General features: G+C 42.0%; 12 protein-coding genes. 1 reads left to right on the forward strand and 11 read right to left on the reverse strand.

The features are described 5' to 3' along the window. Positions 1-228: 228 nt before the first annotated feature. The 10 genes from EKN16_RS13515 to EKN16_RS13560 all read right to left on the reverse strand — a co-directional run bounded on the left by EKN16_RS13515 (position 229) and on the right by EKN16_RS13560 (position 16,721). Positions 229-1,212, reverse strand: a complete 984-nt coding sequence (locus tag EKN16_RS13515; RefSeq protein ID WP_125657870.1) for a carbohydrate ABC transporter permease — start codon at positions 1,210-1,212, stop codon at positions 229-231. Then, positions 1,209-2,120 carry a carbohydrate ABC transporter permease gene (locus EKN16_RS13520; RefSeq protein WP_232016401.1) on the reverse strand — a complete coding sequence of 304 codons (912 nt, stop codon included), beginning with the start codon at positions 2,118-2,120 and terminating at the stop codon, positions 1,209-1,211. Before EKN16_RS13520 ends, EKN16_RS13515 begins: the two co-directional genes overlap by 4 nt. Further along, complete coding sequence (locus EKN16_RS13525; protein ID WP_125657872.1) at positions 2,117-4,354, reverse strand: DUF5696 domain-containing protein; 2,238 nt, start codon at positions 4,352-4,354, stop codon at positions 2,117-2,119. The genes EKN16_RS13520 and EKN16_RS13525 overlap by 4 nt, the downstream gene beginning before the upstream one ends. After that, positions 4,347-6,383: a YIP1 family protein gene (locus EKN16_RS13530; protein ID WP_125657875.1), complete on the reverse strand. Its 2,037-nt coding sequence runs from the start codon at positions 6,381-6,383 to the stop codon at positions 4,347-4,349. The genes EKN16_RS13525 and EKN16_RS13530 overlap by 8 nt, the downstream gene beginning before the upstream one ends. After that, complete coding sequence (locus tag EKN16_RS13535; protein ID WP_232016403.1) at positions 6,384-7,262, reverse strand: carbohydrate ABC transporter permease; 879 nt, start codon at positions 7,260-7,262, stop codon at positions 6,384-6,386. A 4-nt stretch (positions 7,263-7,266) separates the two neighbouring features. Next, positions 7,267-8,202, reverse strand: coding sequence for a carbohydrate ABC transporter permease (locus EKN16_RS13540; protein ID WP_125666227.1), 936 nt, complete (start codon positions 8,200-8,202; stop codon positions 7,267-7,269). Between the two features lie 79 nt (positions 8,203-8,281). Then, positions 8,282-11,242 (reverse strand): extracellular solute-binding protein, encoded by a 2,961-nt coding sequence (locus tag EKN16_RS13545; protein WP_125657878.1) that lies wholly within the window; start codon positions 11,240-11,242, stop codon positions 8,282-8,284. Beyond that, entirely contained in the window at positions 11,239-12,366 is a 1,128-nt protein-coding gene (locus tag EKN16_RS13550) for an ABC transporter ATP-binding protein (protein WP_125657881.1), read from the reverse strand. Before EKN16_RS13550 ends, EKN16_RS13545 begins: the two co-directional genes overlap by 4 nt. A gap of 111 nt (positions 12,367-12,477) precedes the next feature. After that, entirely contained in the window at positions 12,478-13,863 is a 1,386-nt protein-coding gene (locus EKN16_RS13555) for an ABC transporter substrate-binding protein (RefSeq protein WP_125657884.1), read from the reverse strand. A 56-nt stretch (positions 13,864-13,919) separates the two neighbouring features. Further along, a complete protein-coding gene (locus EKN16_RS13560) occupies positions 13,920-16,721 on the reverse strand; it encodes a DUF4838 domain-containing protein (protein WP_125657887.1) in 2,802 nt (933 codons plus the stop codon). Between the two features lie 444 nt (positions 16,722-17,165). On the opposite strand from EKN16_RS13560, the gene EKN16_RS13565 reads away from it, so the two are divergent. Further along, complete coding sequence (locus tag EKN16_RS13565; RefSeq protein WP_125657890.1) at positions 17,166-18,164, forward strand: LacI family DNA-binding transcriptional regulator; 999 nt, start codon at positions 17,166-17,168, stop codon at positions 18,162-18,164. Positions 18,165-18,448: 284 nt separating this feature from the next. Here the strand turns inward: EKN16_RS13565 and EKN16_RS13570 are convergent, their stop codons facing one another. Next, positions 18,449-19,981, reverse strand: coding sequence for a glycoside hydrolase family 32 protein (locus tag EKN16_RS13570; protein ID WP_125666229.1), 1,533 nt, complete (start codon positions 19,979-19,981; stop codon positions 18,449-18,451). Positions 19,982-20,050 lie beyond the last annotated feature (69 nt).

Here is a 20,050-nt window from a genome sequence, read left to right on the forward strand (position 1 = left end):
TCCTTGTAAAAAATACATCGGTAAACTTAATTTCAACGAAATCATAACATTCGTTATATTTGATTGTCAACACGATTTTTTGTTCGGACATTCTAGCAATAAGATTTACACAAACAGCCACTTCTTTGTGATAATTCCACAAAGAAGTGGCTGTTTGCTGCCATAATTTGATGATAACTACTCTCCTGACTATAATATACCCCTAGTTATATCGATATCATGAAATTGCTACTCTACCATTCCCGTCCGTTCAATTCCCTCCGTAAACCAGCGCTGTGTAAGCAAATAAACAAGAAGAGGCGGGAATATAATAAGAAACGCGCCAGCCATCTTAGGCCCCTCCGTGAGAGGATCCTTTCCTATAGCTACTGCAAAATTAACCAATTTATTACCCATGAGCTCCTGCTCCAGCATGTTGAGCCGAATGGATAAAGGCTGATAGGCATGGTTCAAGAACATAGAAGGTTCATAATACATGTTCCAATACCAGACAAAGGAGAATAGAAAGACGACTATAATTGCCGGACGAGCGAGCGGCAGCATGATCTTGAAAAATAGTCGATAGGCGCTTGCACCATCGATCTTCGCTGCCTCTTCCAGAGCTTTCGGTTGAGTAAGGAAGAACTGTCTGAATATAATAATAAAGAGCGCACCTCTAAGCCCCTGAGCGAATAATGCCGGTATTATGAATACAAATGGCGTATTCAATACTCCAAGCTTACTAAATATGCTATATAGCGGAATGATTGTAATCTGAGGCGGTACAAGAAAGGAAATAATAATTAAGATAAACGCTATTGTCTTCCCTGGAAACTCCAGCCGCGCTAGTGCATATCCTGTAATCGCACAAGAAGCCACCTGCAGACATGAACATATTAAAGCAATCATCATCGTGTTCTTGAAGGCTTCAGGATACTTTAATCCTCTCCAGGCATCCTCCAAATTCCCGAAGTGCAGCTTCTGTGGAATCCACTGTACGACAGGATCAATCAAGTCGCTCTGAGACTTAACCATAGTTGATATCATATATAATAGAGGCTGCAAATATAAAAAAGCGATGATCGCTAATATGAAGTAGATGACCGTTTTCATAAGTAAGCCATCGCTCACGTGCTGGCCTAATATCAACTTTTTCATACGTTGTGCTTGACGGTTGTTTAGCCTCGCATTCAGCTCAGAATTCATCTGTCTTATCGTCTCAACTGCCTTCATCGGTACACCCCTCTCTTTAAAGTAGAACGATAGGCGATCAACAATGCTACCCCCAGCAATAGAAGGATTAGGGCAAAATAGAGCCAAGCCTGTGCACTAGCATAGCCATACCCCGTTTTTACATCAAACATATTTTTGCTAACCTGCTCCATGACAGGATTCATAGGAAAGGTGAACAGATCGACTATTGTAAATACGGCATTCAATCCAATAAACGGAATCATGCCTGGCAATGTAATTTTCCAAAAGCTTTCCCATGGGGTAGCACCATCAATACGTATAGCCTCATAAACCGTACGTGGTATAGTCTGGTATCCTGCTATGAAAATCAGAATCTGTACACCCGAATACCATAAAATAATAACGGCTTTGCCCAAAACACCCATTATCGGATCGGCCAATTGTGCTCCAACGTATCCTTTTATCAGCCCTTCTAAATTATATTGCTCAATAAAAGGTAGTTCGCCAGCACCTTGCCCGAATAATTCCATTAACACTTGGCCCGTGGCAAAGATAACAGGTAAAAAGAAAATGGCCCGAATCGGCCCACGTCCAGCAAACTTCTGATTGAGAAGCAGCGAGACAATGAACGAAAAAAATAAAATCAATGGGATTATAAGCAGCATTTCTTGAAAATATAAGAGAAGCTCTACCGGATACACATTGTCTTCCATAAGAATTCGTCGAAAATTGTTCAAGCCAACGAATTCATATTGGAAGTCACCGCCTCTTAGCTTTACATTATGGAAACTATTGAATAACGACCAACCGACTGGGAACGCTACAAAAACGCTAAAGCCGATTGCCCAAGGCAGCATAAAAAGATAACCATTCTTGTAATTATTCCAACGGTATCTCCAAAGCCCACCGCGTCGTTGACGTTTTACAACCTCCTTCTGTGAGTTCACTGTAGGCCCCCTTTCTTGGATACTTCAAATTCGTTCGTGTTATAGTTCACCGTGACTTTCGTACCATCATCATAGGTCATCTGATAAACCCCTTCAGCTTGCTTCTCATGCTTCACCATTCGATGATTGAGAAGCGATGCCAAGCGATTCAGCTTTTTATATTCTTCAGCGATCCGGTCTTGCCACACAGCATACTCGCTGCTGAATAAATGATCATAATCCGTTCCCTTCAATTCACGACTGCTTGAATAGGTCAACCGGAAGTAAGGAATTGCACCATATTCAATTAACTTAAGCTGTTCTTTCTCATATTCGTTCCTTGAGTTACCTTCTACACCTGTATACAGTATTGAACCATGAACAACCATCGCATAGAAGGGTACATTCTCATCAATTACGAAGTCATAGCTTCCATCCATAGGGAATTCCGTTAACAAATCCGTAGAACTCAGCACATAATCATTACCTCGATTAGTTGCAGCTACACCTAGCTTTCCCTTTGTAATAGCGAGCAGAGACTTGAAAAGTTGCCCCGTATCTTCACGTTCTAATTTACTTGAGCCATAATCTTTATAGATTGTACTGCCAGCCCCATTAAAAAGAATACCGCTTACACCTAACTTCTCAAGCTGATCTATCGTATCAATTGCCCTTCTAACGCCTATTAAGGGGTTCAAAAGATAAGAATCCTTCCGTTTATTCTGCAAAACGGTTGAATCAATGCTGCGTACACCATCTGTTCTCATAACCAAACTATTTTTATTAACTTTCATCCATGTCAAGAAATCCTCAAGTAGAAGCGGAATGTTCTTCTCTGCTAATGTTGAAGCCAGCCCTTTCAGGCCATCTGCGCCTCCTAGTTTTGGTTGAATCGGGAAACGCTGATCCGTCTCTCTAAGACCACTATTCTGCCATCCTTGATAGTAGACAATCATATTTTGAATGCCCTTAACCTCAAGATTGTTAACCATTTGACTAGCCTGCTCGAAGGTTGTTGCGGTAACGTAGCTGTCACCGCCAAATACATCCTTCGTGCCGCCACCCACTATTCCCAAAAGAAGCGGTATATTATCCATTTCTGGTAGTGAATTTGGCAACTGTTCCGTCTCTATTAGATAATCACGGTAAGCCATCGCCATGCCACTGTAATCTGCAGACTCTCCAGATAATAGTCGGTATTCAATTTTCCGATCTTCATGGACACGTTCTTTTTGAATGCTGCTCACAGATGAAGTCATCTTACTAACTTTCCGCAGATATTCCTCTCGATAATCAAATTTGGCCGCGATCATATGATACCCGATTTGCGCTCCAGCAGGAGCTGCCGATATCTTCGTCGTATATTTGCCATCTTTAATAATAGCGACATAAGCATGTCCATCACGCTTCATCCCAAATACAGGATAAGCAATCGCTTCTCTCGGAACCTCTATTTCTTGTAGGTTAGCAGGATCATTGTTATATAACATCTGTTCGTAGCTGTTTCCAATCGCGGGCCGGCTAGTATTATAATGGATCAGGCCCCCTGGACCATCCGGCACGAATAGATAACCCTCTTCATCCGTACGGTGCACAGCTCCAAAATAGGGAAGAAGTTGCAGTGCAAATATTTTGTATTCTGCATTTTCAATAATGCCTAATGTCGGAACCGTTAATTCCAGCCCATGCTCTGTAAGCTCATAGCGAACTGCAAAACTTAGGTCCAATTTCGTATAGTGATATTCGACTTCTACACCATGCTCTGTACGTACAATACTTTTACTCATATTTAGATCTAACGCATTAGTCGCATTGCGCTGCGTCTTTCCATCTATTACATAATCCAACAAATACGGAGACTGAAGATTCGTAAGTAATTGTCCTTTAAGCTTTTCATTATCAATCTGCTCTTTGGTCGGGTTGCTTCGCCATAAAAACCCGCTGCTCTTCTCGAGAATAGCCACTTGAGTTGTCTTTGGTTCCATAAATAATACGTAACTAGAATTTTCTATAACTTTAGCGAAGCCATTATTATCAAGCGTGCCCGGAACCCATTCCTCTCCCATACTCAATGGAGTAGAGGCATGCGCCAGAAGTTGGATTCCGTTATCCTCAAGTCTTGGAAGAGTATCCCTATTAATAAAAATAATCGTACCCACTAGGATGATAATTAGGAGGACAATGAGCAGGCAAATACGCAACCAATATTTTCTTGTTCTATGCATACGGGGGCTTGTAATCTCAGTCTCAGACATATATAGTTACCTCCCGATAAATTTGCTTAATAAAGTCGAACAAATTGTAGCTAAGAGCCGACAAGATAATCGTAAATATCCAAATAACAGATATGGTTACAATTGTAATGCCGACATTTTTACCTGCTTCAAGAAAATCAAAATTATGAATGACCTGGGTCATGATAAAGAAATTTACTGCAATCCAAATCCACATGACGTAGATAAGAGCATCTACTATTATTCGCTCCTCCAATACAACCAGATTGGAAAGTAAAATAGCAGGAGTCATTAATACAACATAAGGAACTAGCGCATAGGTGCTAGCCTGCAGCACTTCTCGAAAACGTCCTTCTCCACCTTTAACCGTACTAACTAAATAATTGGAAATACTCCACGTTGCCCAAGGCACGATCAATAGACATACCTCTAACAACACATTTACTCGACCGAGATCATAGGGGTGAAATATAAATCCCATGCCATAGATGGACAGCAAGCGAAGGCCAATGACAAATAGGATTATTGCAGCAAGCATAAGTAAAGATATCTTTCTCTCCTTCAATCGATAGAAGCCCTCATACGGATGCAGCATAACAAACCAGAAATCCTTAATTTCCTGTAGATACTTGGCGAGGGCTGGGGATTGCACTCGATTGCGCATGCGAACTCTATAACGTTTATACATCCATCGAAGGAGTACAATGAGGACAATGAATAGGAATGAAGCATTCACGAAATGATTACGAATCCATTCCTCACGAACACTCCAGAAAGACTCTGAATATCCTTCCGCATCATAGGATTCTTGGAAGTACTGCATGGCCTCACCATACGATTTTTCTTGGAGCAAAACTTCACCTATACCTTTGTATGGAAGATCCAGCATTCCATTCTGCTTAACAATAACATCCCAATAAGCCTTGCTCTCCTCATAGCTTCCCTCAATATACAGCTTTGTCGCATGCAGGAAGGCTTCTCCGAATGTTGTGCGCGAATAGATCTGAATTAAATTCAGACTGCTATCTGCAACCCATATCTCCTTCTTACTATTAATTGCTAGGCTTGTGGGATAATTAAACACGCCCTGCTGAGAGGCACCCTTGTCCAATTTTCCAAAAAAGGCAAGGACATTGCCATAGGGATCATAGACCGTGATTTCACCCCATTGACCGCTCATGCAATATAGAAAGTTATCCGAATCGATTGCTGTATCAATGAGCTGATCCTCTACAAAGCTTTTATTCAAAAAGGCATCTTTGCCACCAGCATTCAGCTTTTTAATTTGACCTTTGGAGATCCCAGAACTTGTCGTTAGTAAGAAACCATTGTCGGCTTGCGTTACGTTTTCAATCGCACCCGGACGATTCGCAACTTCCTTCTCCAGCTGTTTCTGGTTGAGAATCTTATTTTTAAATCTCGTTAACAGGCTTAACTCCGTTTTATTAGATCCAAAAAAGCCTGTAAATTGACCGGCTTCATTCATTCGCAGCAGACCCTGATAAGAATTCTTTACAACGACATACATCACACCACGCTTGTCCACGACTATTTTACTCGGTACGAAATGATAATCCCCTGGCAGCAATGAAGACTCCGGCTTCTCATAGCCACGTTCATAATGACCTTCTTGATCAAACACAGCAATGCGTTTATTCCCTGTATCTGCAACAAAGATTACTCCTTCATCCGTCACAAATACCCCTTCAGGAGAATTCAGTACACCTTTGCCCTCCGCATCCCCTATTGACCTCATGAATTGTCCATCCGCATTAAAAACAACAATACGATTATTGTTTGTATCCGCTAAATAGACTTGATCATCTTTGCCAATGTACAGATCACTCGGGCCCTGTATTGGAATATCAATATCTCCATACCCAATCGTACCTTTAGGGACATAAAGCGCTTGTATATTAAGCACGCGACCAGTCGTTTCGTCTACAAACCAGGTCTTATAGGACAATTTCGCAGAGACTGTCAACGGAAATAGTATTGAAGTTAGAAGCAATAAAGGGATTACAAGCTTGTAATAAGATCGCAACTTCAATTATTTCACCCCCGAATGGAGCATCGTCTGAATCATTTTGCGCTGGAAGAGAAGGAACATAATTAAGTTTGGAATGAACATGAGCAATGCTGCTGCAGCTGCCATACTTTGACCTGCCACACTATTCTGTAAATTAGCAGTTAGACTACTCACATAAAACGCAAGCGTTTTCATCGATTCTTTTGTCGTATATAGAGTAGAGCCTTCCATGTCCAAATAGACGGCTTGGAAAGTAATAATGGCAACTGTAGCAACCGCAGGTGCGGTTAACGGAATAATAATCCTCATGAAAATATAGAAATCGCTTGCACCATCTAATTTTGCCGCCTCTAGTAATGAATCTGGAATTTGATCAATAAACTGCTTCATTAAAAACACAGCAACAGGGGAAGCAATAAAAGGCAATATGTGCGCTAAATATGTATTCGTTATGCCTAAATGACTGACGATTAAATAACGCGGGATGGCTACCGTCTCAGGTGCAAACATCAGAGAGAGCATAATCATTGCCATAACAAACGTCTTGAACGGAAAGCGATGCTTGGCTATTACATAGCCGGCCATTGTACTAATAAGAATGACGAAAACAAGGGATAAACCGACAATAACTATACTGTTGAACAAATATCGGGTGAAAGGAATTTCAGCCGTACCCGCATGTAGAAACAATTGCGCGAAATTATGTGTTGTCGGCTCCTTAACAAATATAGTTGGGGGGAATAAGAATAGCTCATTAAGAGGTTTGAAGGCATTATTAAAAAGAAAGATAATGGGGAGCAGCATGAAAATTGCCAGACCTATAAAACAAATAACGAGCAGCGACCGGGATATGGAGATTCTCTTTAATCTGGACATCATATTTCGTGAAAGCCACGCCATTAGATTATTCTCCCTCCTTCGTCGCAAACAAACGATAGCAAAATCTCATTACTAAATATGAAAAAACGAGCAATGCAACAGATAGTGCTGAGGCATAGCCCCACTCATAGCGTATAAAAGCATAATCATCAATATGATTGGTCATTAAATGACCAGAGTACTTTGGTGTAATCGCTAAGCCTGTAAGCTGTGTCGAGATTGCACCCGCCTTCAACGTTCCCACAATAGTCATAACTGCACTGAACAGCATTTGAGGCTTCATGGAAGGAATGGTTATATAGAACACTTCCTGTAATGCATTCTTGATACCATCAATGCGACCCGCCTCATAGAGTTCGGTATTGACTGTCTGCAGCCCGCCCAGCATTGCTAAGAATCCAACCCCCATACTGGTCCATAGCGTGACAATGATCATAATATTCATTAAGTATTTAGGATCCTGAAGCCATAATTGGGGCGATTCAATAATTCCATAATTAAGTAAAATATTATTCAAATAACCAACCTGGTCCCCGCTGAAGGTTGCAATCCAGATTACAGATAACGCTACACCACCTGCCATCGAGGGAGCATAGAAGGCCAATGTGAAATAATCTCTTAGGCTCCGAGGCAGCTGATGGATCAGCCACGCAAATACAAATGATAATAAATAACCACCTAGACCAGTAATGATTGCAAATTTAAATGTATTCGGTAATGTGTACTTAATAAAAATCATGTCCTGTGTTAATAAATTAATAAAATTAGTGAACCCGATAAAGGTTGGAAATTCGAATCCATTAAAGGAAGTGAAGCTTAGCATTACAGCCATAAAGACAGGAATTAAAATAAAACAGCTAAAGGCAATTAGAAAAGGCGCCAAAAATAAGTAGGATAATCGAGCATTCCAGCACTCCCGTAAGAACCGTTTAAACCTTTTTACAAACCGCGGTCCATCAATAGGTACATGGGTCTGTCCACTATTAGAAGCAAGAGGGGGAAAAGAAGAAACAGACGTTGTCCCTACTGCTTTATTAATCTTATTCCGCACTATCTTGTCCTCCTCCCGATCCGAAACCCAATTCCTTCTGCTTACGCGTCATCTCACGCTGCAAGGAGACTGCTGCTTTACGGAGCGCTTCTTTAGCAGGCATATTGGTCAAAATTGAATTATTCCATGCGAAATCCATCTCACGTCCCAGGAAGTAGTATCCAGGAACATACGGCATATTTTTACCCCATCGTCCTTGCTCCGCTAATACTTCCATTTCTTCGCTCGGCCATGGCACATATTTCAAAGCCTCTCTATTCGCTGGATTCCAGCGATATTCCATTCCAGCCAGCGCCTCAATATCATTGGCGTATTTTGCCTGACTATCCGCAGAGGTCCACCAGTTTAAGAAAGCCCATGCTTCATCTTTTTTCTTGCTTTTTTCCATAATCATGCCTGCAGTCGTACTTTGTGAAGACCAACGTACCACCTGTCCTTTATCATTCACAACACCAGGCAAAGGGGCCATCTTCCACTTCCCGATAATTTCTGGAGCGGCTACACTTAATTGAATGTAGGTATTATAATCAGCAATACCAATTGGAATATCTCCGAATCTAAAATGATTGAAGAAAGCAGGCACTTCCATTGGCATGTTGTGTATATTAAATAAGGCTGTCCACCACTTAAATGCTTCTTGTCCTTCTTGGCTATTAATAGTGGTCTGCATACCGTCAGCTGAATAGAACTCTGCACCGTGTTGATAGAATGGCGTCACGAACTCTTTGGCTGGATAATAGATGTTCATTCCATTCTCTTGCAGTGTCGGCAGCAGTTCTAGTAATTCATCCCAAGTATTAGGTGGTGATAGCTTCAACGCCTCCAATACATCTGTGCGATAGAACATGACTAAGAAAGACTGCGTTTCAGGCAGACCAAATACACCATTATTGTAGTGATAGGAACGCATTACCCCTGGATTAAATCGTTGCTCCACTTCTTCGAATCCAGGAAGCTGTGATAAATCCATCGCCGCACCACGCATTGCAAACTCAACAGGCGTCTCCATACCAACACCAAGCGCAACATCCGGTTGATCACCAGCCGCATTTCCTAGAATCAACACGTTCGTACTTGGCATAAGATTGACGTTCACACGAATCCCCGTTTTTGGAGTAAAGTCCGATTCGATCATTTTTTGCAGCTGATCTACATAATCTCTCCCTCGCTGTACCCATACAGTAATTGCATCTTCTTCATTCAGTTCTTTCATGTCGTATTTCAGGAAAAAAGTTCGCGTGAAATTGATCATACTGTAACTGATGCTATCCCAAGTATTAGGTGTCTTTAAACCTGGATCTGCTTCCGGAGCACGCACAATGATGTAATCGAGCATAACAGCCTGACTCTCCATCGGCTTTAACCATGTATTAATGCTTGTCTGTATGTCCGAAAAAACTTGAATCTGATTGGGAATCTTATTAACATCCTTTTGCAGTTTCTCGAGCCTATTCATAGAAGCAGAGATAGCATTCGTCGAATCTGTAGCATTCTGGTTCAATCCATTTAGATAGTCACGAATGATTCGCAGGTGATCGATCATATTCGTGAGCTTTTCTTCAATAGCAGGATCATAAGTCTTAATTTGCCAGTTTCGCCCTATATCCAGATTCGTACTTGTGCCTGTACCATAATTCCCTGATATAAGACGGATCTCCCGATCTAATACGGATATATCTGTGAGCACGGCTTTCAATGAATCTATGGCAGGACTTAGTAAAGAACTATCTGCAATGAGCCGCAGCTGATGCTTACCCTTCTCTAGCCAGAAGGAGTATGACTTACCATTCCCATCCGCAAATGTAGCAATATTCATGCCTTGATTAGGCGGCAATGTGTAATGCAACAATTCGCGGAAGGGCACCTCACCATCGAGCATTACGGTGCGGTACACATTGGTTTTCCCGTTGTAGCCTTGAAAATACTTGTAGTCGATTGCATACCAGCCGTTAGCTGGAACTTCTAATTCCCATTCAATCCAGTTTCCTGCCTGCTGCCAGCTATCTCCTCCAATTGTATTATAAATAAGCCTTCCCTTTGGGTCCGGCGAGATGAACCGTTCAGCTAAACTAGCTGTGTGAATGGCATTCGACGACTTGACCCGATAGTGCTCAGCTTCAATAACTTTATACCAGCCTTTATCGTCAGTAGTTGTCGAACTCGCTTCCTGTTTCGCTGCTTCGATATATTCGCCATAGCTCGGAATATACTTCGGAGAGGCCAGCGTCAATGAAGCAATTGATAATGCCTCTCTACCGCCCGTAAGTCGAATCGTATGCTTACCTTTGGTCAAATCCCATAGCAATGACTCTGAAGAAACGCCATAGTTCGTTAATGAAACGTTACGCCATTCTCTTATTTCCTGTTGAACTGGACGAATTTCATTGCCCAGTTTATTACGCTCATAGGGATACTGACTATCTTTCCATAGGCGCTCAAGCGTTATAAATTCTGCCTCCTGATAGGGAAAGCTTTTATCAATTTGAACACCTCTAACAATATTGGAGAAGCTTCCGTCTAATGGATAGTAATCCATTTGAAGCTCGTATAGTCCATCCCGCGGAACATCAACAACCCACTCCATCCATCCGTTAGCATTAGTCCAGTCAATAACAGAACCCTTTTGTTTATCTTGTCGTTTGGTCAATTGAATGTCTTCAGATGCTGCTGAATAATCAATTGCTTCCAGCTGAAGCGATTCTCCTAGAGGACTTCCAGAAACCTGCTGCAACCCTTTTAATCTATTGGTCTCTCGAGCTTCTCTCCAATTCGTATAATTTGGAATAATTGGAGTTCCCTCGTTACTTTCCTTTCCCATCTGAAGCATACTGGCAGGAACTACAGGATACACCTGCTTTTCCTGGCCATTGCTCGAAATTCGCCAAACTGCAATGACTAACAGCAAGATCACAAAGATTAGTATTCGTCGGTAAGTTTTCGTCTTGTTCATTTAAGATCCTCCCGACCCGTTAACACTTCCCCACTTTCCCCCTCGAACAGATGAGCCTTATCTAAACGCAGAACTAATGATATGGAATCTCCCAAACTAACTCTCGTATGAGCATCCGCTCTAGAAATTAGCGTACCGTAACCCCAATTCGCGTGCACAAAGGTATCAGAGCCCATCGGCTCCTTCATTTCAATCGTTGCTTGTACTTTCCATTTCTCATACGCCTCTACTTGCAAGGCTTCTCCATCGCTCAGGACATGCTCAGGCCGCAAGCCCAGCACTACCTTTGGCTTCATAACACGTACATACTTTGAATAATGATCTGGCAAAGGCAAGCTCCATCTACGATTTTCAAAGTACACACCATCTGCGTGTTTCACTAATACTCCCTCGATAAAGTTCATTTGCGGTGATCCAATAAATCCAGCTACAAACATATTTTTGGGGCTGTCATATAACGTTTGCGGTGCATCCACCTGTTGAATTTTACCATCTCGCATGACAACAATTCTGGTCCCCATTGTCATAGCTTCTGTCTGATCATGCGTTACATAAACAAATGTCGTCTTTAATTGATTATGTATTTTAATAATTTCAGCTCGTGTCTGAGCACGCAACTTCGCATCAAGATTCGATAGCGGTTCATCCATAAGGAATACTTTCGGTTCACGAACAAGCGCTCTGCCTAATGCTACGCGTTGCTTCTGTCCACCAGACAGTTGTCCTGGCTTCTTCGTCATCAGATGAGAAATTTCCAGCATCTTGGCTGCCCGATTCACACGTTCTTCAATTTCATGCTTAACTACCTTACGCAGTTGTAAACCAAGTGCCATATTTTCATATATAGATAGATTCGGATATAGTGCATAATTCTGAAACACCATTGCAATATCCCTATCCTTTGGCGATACATAATTGGAAAACTTACCATCAATGTAGAGATCTCCCTCAGAGATTTCCTCAAGTCCGGCTAGCATCCTTAGTGTTGTTGATTTCCCGCAGCCTGACGGACCGACCATAACTAAAAACTCCCCGTCAGCCACTTCTAGATGGAAATCATTGACCGAGGAGGAGGACTCGCCCTTATAATATTTGTAAACATGTTGAAACACTACATTCCCCACGTATCTATTACCCCCCATCGAATTCTTATATTTTTAATAGCAACTTTCGCTGCATATAACAATGCAGCGAAAGTCTTGAACAGCATCTTATTTACTTTTACTTATTAAAGGTCACTTTAGTCCTAAAGCTTTTCTAGCATCTATAACGACTTGATTATTGTATTGATCTGCAGCAGCAAGTAATGGAGTTAGGTCAGCCTGTGTATAGAAATATTGGTTGAGTTTACTGATTACATTGGCGTTAAGCCAATCCACATCCAGAATCGCAGGGGTTTTGGTATAACAGCAGATTTCACCCGTCCGTTCAATCGCCCCTACATTTTTGCCTTTCCATACATCTACTTTTTCATAGTAGGATGTTAGCTCTGGATCATCTACAAATGCAGTTCCTGAATTTTCAATCATCCATTTTTGAGCCTCAAGCTCATACTGAAAGGTCAGCCATAGGAAAGCTGCTTCTTTATTCTTAGAAGTTTTCATAATTCCAAACGGTGCATTAAGATGCATCGTTGCTTGCATTTTCTTTCCGACAGGGAACGGGAGAACATCCCACTCAAATTTTGCATTATCGTTAAATCCAGGTACGTACCAGTCAGCACCAACACCGAATAATGATTTACCTGCTAAGAAATTGTTGCCTGAATCCCAACCGTAGCTTTCTGCTTCTTTCGTTGTAGGACGAACATGCCACTTGTAAGTCAAATCAGATACCCACTTCAGACTAGCAGCAACCTCTGGTGTGTTAAATACAGTTTTCGTTAAATCTTCATTCATGTAGCTGAAGTTAGGAATTGCACCGTTAGCCATGGCATAGATTTCAGTGAACCATGAATTGAATGTAGTGTCATACGATACGCCGTATTCTCCCGCTTTAAGATCTGTCGCTTGCTTGGCCATCTCCAGGAAATCATCATAAGTCCAGTCGTTAGTTGGCATTTCAAGTCCGTGCTTCGCTAGTAAATCCTTGTTAACTGCCATCCATAATGGAACGTCCGAGATTGGCATTGCATAGTTTTTGTTATCAAGTTTATAGATATTACTAATTCCATTTCTAATCTTTGCTGTTTTCAGGATTTCACTGCTTTCCATATAAGGAGTCAGCTCCTCAAGCAAATCCTGCTGCACGAAAGTCGTCATATTGTCAACAATCGCAAGATCGGGGCTATCCCCAGCAGCTACCTTTGCTACAACTGTTCCTAAAACATCGTCGGTTACAATTGGCTCAATCGTAATCCACGGGTATTTCTTATGGAACAAGTCATATTCTGCCTGATATTGACCAACAAAATAGGTGACATACTTTAAGGTCACAGGCTCCTTCGGCTTCTCAGGTGCTGCCGGTTCAGGTGTATCTGTTTCGGTACTCTTAGGTGTTTGAGTGTTGGAGGATGTGTTAGGAGAGGAGTCTTTATTCGAGTTGCCGGAACAGGCTGTCAAGATTACTGCAAACAATAGAATCACAGTCAATGTTAATGATGTTAATCTCAATTTCCTCATTGTTCATTCCCCCATAAATGTTTAATATTGCTGTAAAATTGCTGAATAGCTGCTCCTCATAATTTGAAGAAATTGATATCATCCAGATACAAGATTTCTCCATCCTTATATTTGGTCAATTTTATTCCAATTGTGAGTTTTTCAACCTTCATCCCGTCGTAAAACTCTGGAACATAACCAACCCAATCCGCTAAATGCCATCCTGGTCCATCATCAGCGACTGTCTTATCCTCACTGCTTGTAGAATGGAAACATTGAGCATCTGCATCATTAAAATATACAAATAGTTGCAATGTACCCATCGAATTAAAATCCTCTGGCACATAGTAATACGCCGACATTCCATAATAACCTGGACTGATCTGATGATTAATCTCGTAGACTGGTCCACCGTGGGAAAGGCCATTCACTTTGATTCCATAGTTTCCTGTTCGCGGATTCTCCGGACTTCTGTGCAGATGATTTGCTGAAGACTGTCCAAATTCCAACCAATACCACCAGTCATGCGCATCGATCCCGTCACCCTGCTCGAAGGAAGTATTACTGTTGACAGTCTCCCACTGATCAGCCGTCGCGAGAAGCAGCTTGACATAATGAACCGCATACATAGAAGACTCTGAATCTATGATCGTATTGATTCTGCTCCTTAAAGCACCTGTCGATGGCTCCTGCTTTATCCATTCAACTAAAGCCTGTGTATCTCTGCTCTTCGTACTTGACCACATCATTCCATAAACCTCGGGGGGCCAATGAATATTTAATATTGGATCCGACTTGAATTCCTCTACGAGATTTCTTCTTTTCTCGGACAGAGCCAGTCTTTCGACCAAAATATCCAACAAGTTTATTGCATGGTCAGTACTTTTAACCTCATCTGCCGACACTATATTGCCGGGGTATGTTAAGTATGAACACTCATAGTATTCAAACGCCCTTAGTAGGAGCTCAGCGCGTTTCCCCTGCAAGGATGTTCCATGCTGCTTGGCGAGTATGACTGCATTCTCAAGCCATTTGCGACTCTTTACAAGCTCAGTTAGAGCTACATTTTTAAGATAACTAGCAGACGTGAGGGACATGAAATTCGTTCTTGGAAGCGACATCAACCAAGAATTGTACCAATCCGTTTCATATACTCGTCTTTGCCAGAAGTCCTCCCAATGTTCATAATACTTAACTAAGTAGGGGGCAGCCTCTGAACCTACTGCATGTACGTACCAATCATGCAGCAATTCATCCACATCAGATGCCGCATTCCACTTTAACTTGGCTGCAAGCCACATTTTAGGACCCTCACCAAAGTTCGCCGGTGACTCTGATGTCAGCGCCGCGATTCCCATTTCACATGCATAACGGTAGTTATCTGCCATTTGATGAAAATAGGATCGTGGAAGTAAGTAGGGGCCTCCGTATAAGTAATCATAAAAAGAAGCTCCTGGGGCGACTTCCAACCATCTTTTCGTTAAGCTGTGTCCAACTGCTCGTCTCTCTGAATTCGACCAATTCAGTCTTTCATCAGTGATATAGACCAAAACATTCGGTGGTAGCTTCACATTCGATTCTATAGAAGGCGGATCGTATGTTTCGTGATAGGCTAGTGCAGCCAAATACTTATTAGGATGCCTTGCCAATATCCCTTCAGCAACCTTCTGTATCCACTTAAAATAAATATCAGACAAATGCAACAGACCCAAAGAATTAAGCTTCAACTCTGTATAAGATGGATGATGCGGATCTTCTTCACAATATCCTCCACCATCATTAACCGATAAAGAATACGATTCAGCGTTGGGATTACCCTCGAAATATTCGTTAATATACGCAATTGCTATGTCCACAGTCTCGAAATTACTGTAACATGGCTGCCACCCGCCGATCATGTCGGGCTTAATCGTTGTCGGATACCATTCTGGGTGATCGGCCAAATGTTTTTTGGGATTAAATAACTCAAACATGACATGATTGGTGTGAATTCGAGGATATATACGGTTGTCCCTGTTCCACTCTGTACTTTTGTCTGCTGAGCCAAAGATTCTTGAGAAGAAAGAAGGCTTCTCCACTCTTGTACCTACAGGCACAGTCAACCGTGAAGTAATAGGTACATGCTCACCATCAGTTCCAGGCAATAACCAGCGTACTCCTGCATAGGCCTCTAAAAACTCATTCACACCGAATTCCGTTCCCCAGCCACTAGAACCGATTATCGTAATCGCATCGACACTGCAGTCGATAATAAAACAATCCCCATCCAGCTCTTGTAATTGATGGTGAATGAGATCACGATTATGCAATCCCGTTACTCCAATATAAATAGGCAAAAGATGATTTGGAATCGCAGTACCATAGGGCACAAAGGTCAGCTCTATGCCCGTGGCCATCTTCAAATACTTAATTAGCTTACAAGCAGCTGCATAAGCATTAGCATCATTATCCTTCTGAGGAGCCACAATCACACATTTTGCAATACCATCCAAGATAATTGACAATCCTTCAGTGATTGTAACCCTTAGCTCTTCAATAGGAGTTCCGTTATTGTAAGAAACACTGTAAGTGATTTCCTGTTCCATTGATTCATAAGGGAACACTGGAACCGAAAGTACGATTTTTCTAGTTTGGGTTGACCACGTCATTGCAGTTGGTTTAGTGACAACCGGTGCCTGGCCCCCTATAACTTGATACACTGAGAAGTCATCCATCGAAGGATCAGTTAATGGCACATGACTTAGTTCCACTATTATTGTTCCATTCGATGCTTTCACACCTACAATTTCGTTGTTGATCAAAGCTGCTTCAGCTCTATCAAGAGCTTCATTCCCCGTCAAGCGTCCATCTCCGTTTAATGGAAACGTTGGATATGACACATGCTTCCCCCCTTCAGCAAGTATTGGTAGCGCTTTCAAGTTTTGCTTACTTTGTTGATAGCTTCCCGTCTAATCTTCTTCCGAATACGCCATTTATCACCCCTCTCATTCCTTTTGTGATTTGCACGTTCTGGAAGAGGCTCTTCGTTAATTGATTTCGCCATTTCTAATATACACCGATAAACTTAATCTCGACGAAATCATAACACTCGTTATCTTTCAATGTCAATCCTCAATAATAGACTTTTTTTCACTGAAAGCACTTATTTTTGATCCCTTTTCATTAACTATACTTTTTCACATAAAATTAACGAGTCTGAGTCATTGACCGCCATTGCTCACTTTTATTCGTATTACACTGTATTACACCTATAAATTGACGAACGCTTATTTTTCAGACTATAATATAACTGACGTTATGTTTATAAGAAGGAGCTTTCCCACATGGTTACGAAAAAGGAGATTGCCGAACACCTCGGTGTATCACGGACTGCCGTTTCTCTTGTCTTAAACAACACTCCAAGCAGCACGATTTCAACCGAAACACGCAATAAAATACTCCAAGCAGCCAAGGAGCTTGGTTATCGGGATATTGAAGTGTCTCCTAAGCTTTGCTACGTGCTATACGATAGGGAAGCGAATGACCCACGATATTTGGTAGATCTGCAAATCATGGAATCAGCAGCCAGCCAATTCAACTATGGATTGGTCTTCATGAATATTACGCATGCCCCTGATTCATTGAATAAACTGCAAAAGTACCTAGACAATCAAGAAATTGAAGGCTTCATCGTATCTGGTGACGTTGACGAAACACTGCTTGATTTATTTCGCCAGTCGAATACCCCTTATATTTTTTATGGGATGCCGTTGCGTGACAAAGAAGAAGGACTCAATTTCATCGCCTTCGATGAAAGAAAGCTGGCTCATGATGCCACAGAATATTTATTCTCACTTGGCCACACCCGAATCGCGTTGTTTATAGGGAGCTTGGATTACGATATCCATCAATTAGCCTTGGAAGGCTTTCGTCAAGCGCATGAAAAGAACGGAATTCCTTTAGACAAATCCCTCATTCAGATTAGTAATGATGAGAATGGCTATGAACTCTGCAAAAGAGCCGGGATGCTGCAACTGGATTATACGGCCGCCTTCTGCGCGAATACCATCATCCAATTCGGTGCCCTTCAGTACCTTCAGAGCACAGGCGTTTCTGTGCCCAACGATATCAGTCTGATTGGCTCCGGCCTAACTGAGCTTGTGAAGGTCAGCAGCCCTCAACTCACAACTTATTACGTCTCCGCAGAGGAAAAGGCCAAAACCGTGTCGATGTTGCTTGAAATTATAAACAATCGCAATCCCGAGGGAACGTTCTCGTCACGGATTACGGAATTTGAGCGTTTCGAGGGGGATACAGCCGCCCCTTGCAAAAAAGGCATATAACTTTATCATAGGAGGCTGCTCGACATTCGGTTCGTCATCCCGTCACTGGAGCCCTTGGCTTGCCACGTGGCTTCTTTCCCATTCGGCACGTCGGAAGGCTTTCACCGTCACCAAGGCAGCCATTCCGGAGCCGGTCGAAGCGACCGCAGTCGTCATCGGCTCTCGGGCGCCAGCATCGACCGCAACGAAGGAAAAAAAGCTGCCTTCGGTAGTTTACCGGAAGCAGCTTTCAGTCTAGGGTTTTCTCAGTGTCTACAAAGTGGGGACGCCGCCGCGTGACTTGTTCATTTTAGATTGATTTGATCTTTGTTAAAGTGCTTGATTACAACATTTTTAAAGATCGCGGTGCCGCCTTCAGAAAAAAGGGTAATTCCTTGATCGTTTAATTCCGGGAAAATTTCATTGGAAAAAACGATGGTTCCATCATCCACAAAGACTTCAATGCTTGTTTTATCGACGAGAATCTTAAAGTGAACGTTCTTCTTACTCACATCAAATGGTGACCTACTTTCGAAATATTTACCACTCTTGTCGGGCTGCCCTGTAAAAGCTCTATTGACATAAGAATATTGGCCTTCTATAAACACTCCGACATCAACATGACGGTTTTTGTCTGTTGATTCTCGAAGTCTTAATCCTACATTCTTGATATCTGACCACGATATATCTGTCTCGAGTTGGTAAGCATCGCCTGTTATAGGAAGAGTTTTAGAGCCATTAACCTCTATTTGTTTCAACGAATCCGTTGTATTTGTCAATTGATTCAATGCTTCAATAGGTTGTGAAGTCAAACGATACCTATGATCGCTTTCTTTTTTTAGATTAATTTGACGAATAATCGAATCCGTTCCGTTAAACCCTTCTTGAAGGGTTGGCGTATTATGGGGATAATCCCAATTATTCATCCAAGCCAAAGCATACCGATGATTGTATTTATCGCTGTCTTTTCCTTCTTCAAACGTGACAGCACCATACCAATCAAAGCCGTAATCTAACCACTGAGGGTCACTTTGATCAGGGGAAAATTCCTTTCCATTAAAGTGTCCAGTCCAATAGGCGTAAGTGTTTGGTTGACCAACCGGCTTACCATTTGCACTGACACCAAGAATCCATTTATAGATCCCGTCATTCGCACGCATCAAATAAAGATCAGGACACTCCACAATTCCGATATTCCCTGTAATAAAACCACTCGTATATTGCCAATCTTTTAAATTCGGAGACTCATAAAAACCAATCTTCGTCCCTTCCGCCATTGCCATCACCCATTTATTAATCTGATGATCCCAGATGATTTTCGGGTCTCTAAAATCTTTTGTGCCCGGATTCGGAATAATGGGATCGTCACTATAAGAAGTAAACGTTTTTCCTTTGTCCGTACTGTACCATAAATATTGTTCCTGTTTCCCCCCATCAGCAGAGGGCTGTGTCACGATCGCCACAATAGCCCCTTTTCCAAAGCCTGCTGTATTTGTATCGTCCACTACGACTGAGCCCGTCCATGGATCTCCATTTCTGTTCGTATATTTAGGAATGGCCACCCCTTCATCTTTCCAATGCACCAAATCCGTTGATGTCGCATGCCGCCATTCGGTTCCATTCCCGTTCGGATAATCATGATTATAGAGATAATAGTACTGATACTTACCATCAAAATAAATCGGCCGCTGAGGGTCGTTTTTCCATTTGTCTGGCGTAGTGAAATGATAGCTAGCTCGATACGTTGGCATAACTGAATCGATGGTTTCGTTCTTCTTATTGCTATCGGAATAATGAATCACTAATCCTATCGTCATCAAAATAATGAAACAAATCATAACTACACCTATTCGTTTTGCTGCTTTCTTATGATTTGTTGTATCGTTCAAGTTGACACCTCCTCGCTT

This window comes from Paenibacillus baekrokdamisoli (assembly GCF_003945345.1).
Taxonomy (GTDB): Bacteria; Bacillota; Bacilli; order Paenibacillales; family Paenibacillaceae; genus Paenibacillus_Z; species Paenibacillus_Z baekrokdamisoli.